The sequence below is a fragment of the Fulvivirga kasyanovii genome, assembly GCF_009711405.1.
GTDB lineage: Bacteria > Bacteroidota > Bacteroidia > Cytophagales > Cyclobacteriaceae > Fulvivirga > Fulvivirga kasyanovii.
The window spans coordinates 1-2,420 of the sequence record NZ_SMLW01000218.1; the positions used below are offsets into that span (position 1 = coordinate 1).

The 2,420-nt window shown below is 42.7% G+C and carries 2 protein-coding genes; one reads left to right on the plus strand and one right to left on the minus strand.

Annotated features, from left to right (window positions below; genetic code table 11):
* Positions 1-43: 43 nt before the first annotated feature.
* Positions 44-628 carry a nitroreductase family protein gene (locus E1163_RS00965; RefSeq protein ID WP_155168656.1) on the minus strand — a complete coding sequence of 195 codons (585 nt, stop codon included), beginning with the start codon at positions 626-628 and terminating at the stop codon, positions 44-46.
* An 87-nt stretch (positions 629-715) separates the two neighbouring features.
* Here E1163_RS00965 and E1163_RS00970 point away from each other — a divergent pair.
* The coding region (locus E1163_RS00970; protein WP_155168657.1) for a M14 family metallopeptidase at positions 716-2,420 on the plus strand (1,705 nt) is incomplete at its 3' end.

Below are 2,420 nucleotides of genomic sequence, written 5' to 3' on the forward strand. Positions count from 1 at the left end.
CTTTTGTGGAAGTATTTCACCGCAACATTGTGGTGGATATACCTTAACCGGTAACCCACTTTACCTTATCTTCTACAGGTTTGCGTTTGCCGGCAGGCCACTTTTCACTCTTTGGCATGCCTATGTAAAGAAAACCCAGTAACAGGTCATTTTCGCCCAGCCCGAAAAATGGCTTGGCTTCTTCATAAAAAGTAACGCCTCCGGTACTCCAGTAGCAGCCAATCTTATGTGCCGAGGCCGTGAGCCACATATTTTGCACAGCGCATGCAGTAGCGCAGATTTCTTCCACCTCGGGTACACTTTGCTGTTCATCTCTATGCATTCCTATGGCTATGACATGCGAGCATTCCAGAGGCTTATTTTTTAACTTTAAATACGTTTCCTCTTTGAAAGCGTCCTTATTGCGCTGCTTGTAGATGTCTCCCTGAAAATCGCCCAGCTTAGTCAGTCCGTCACCTTTAAATACTACAAACCTCCACGGTTCGGTAAGTTTGTGTGTCGGGGCCCAGTTGGCATTGTCCAGCATCTTTTCAATTATCTTGTCGTCAACCTGCTCTCCGGAAAACATATTGGTGTATATTGACCGGCGAGTAGCTATGATTTCATTTACCGCTTCTATAAAATTCATTTCTTCTTGTTTTTAATTCAGTAATTTAACCTCGCAAAAATATATCGGTTTAGCCTTTAGAGGCTTTAAAATGATTAAATATATAGAATGAAAAACACAATCCTTCTTTTCAGCCTTTTCTTTTCGGTGCAGCTCTTTGCCCAGCAACAAATTGAAACCGGGTTTGAGCAAAATGGTGGCACCTCACCTTATCATAAAGTGATCAGCTATTATAAAACCCTGTCTAAACAATATGCTGAGGTTGATATCAGTGAAATGGGTGAAACAGATAGTGGCAAACCGCTGCACATGGTCATTGTGGACGTTGATAAAGATTTTGACCTTAGAAGATCGAGGGAAAAGGGTAAGACTATAATCATGATCAATAACGGGATACATCCTGGGGAGCCGGATGGGATCGAGGCCTCTCAAATGCTGGTGCGCGACTATATGGTTAGCTCTAAAAGGAAAAAGGCCTTGAAAGATATAGTGCTGGTAATCATTCCTATTTATAACATTGGTGGTGCATTGAATCGTAATACTCATAGCCGTGCAAACCAAAACGGTCCGGAGGAATACGGCTTTAGGGGAAATGCCAGGAACTACGATCTTAACAGGGATTTTATCAAGGCCGACACTAAAAATACCCTTGCCTTTTATGAAATATACCATTTGGCCCAGCCGGATATTTTTATTGACACCCATGTGAGCAACGGGGCTGATTACCAGTACAGTATCACTCACCTGGCAACGCAGCATAACAAAATCGGAGGTGCCATGGGCAAGTATATTGAAGGGAGCTTTATACCTCAATTGGAGGTATTGATAGCAGACAAGGGCAGCGAGATCATTCCCTATGTTAATGTGTTTAACCAAACCCCTGACTCAGAAGGGATCACCCAGTTTATGGATTATCCGCGGTACTCTACCGGGTATACTACTTTATTCAACACTTTGGGTTTTATGATTGAAACACACATGCTAAAGCCTTTTGACGTGAGGGTAAAAGCCACTTATGATTTCATAGAAAGCGTAATAGAAATAGCGGGGAAGGACGGGGAGAAAATTCAGGAGATACACCGGGGAAGCGTGTTAAAACCAGGTAACCTGTACCCGGTCAACTGGAAACTGGATCGTTCCGCATCAAAAAATATTGATTTCAAAGGCTATGAAGGTGAAATGGTGGAAAGTAAGGTTACCGGCCAGCCGCGCATTTTTTATAACCGCGACAAGCCATTTAATAAGAAGATCCCTTACTATAATACCTTCATTCCGACCAAAGAGGTAATCATACCCAAAGCATACATAGTGCCGCAAGGGTGGCATAAAGTGACAGAACGGCTAAAACGCAATGGGTTAACCTACACTCGTCTGGAGAATGATACCACCATTAATGTGGAGAGCTACAGAATAGCTGATTATAAAACTGCATCATCAGCTTATGAGGGGCATTATCCGCACAACAGTGTCGAAGCCGAAAAGTCAAAAGAGGCAGTAAGTTTCAAAGCAGGTGATTATGTTTTTCAGGTTAGCCAGCCAGGTGGCAGGTACCTTGTGGAAACCCTGGAGCCTGAGGCAACGGATTCTTTTTTTAACTGGAATTTTTTCGATACCATATTGCAACAGAAGGAGCATTTCTCTCCCTATGTGTTTGAAGATATTGCGTGGCTGTTGCTTGAAGAAAAGCCTGAGTTGAAAAAGCTTTTTGAAAAGAAGAAAAGCGAAGACAAAGAGTTTGCTGATAACTGGTATGCGCAGCTAAGCTTCATTTATATGCATTCCCCATATTACGAAGAGGCCCATATGCAATATC

Coding starts and splice junctions, on each gene's coding strand:
- E1163_RS00965 (WP_155168656.1), bottom strand. CDS start 628: ATGAATTTTATAGAAGCGGTAAATGAAATCATAGCTACTCGCCGGTCA.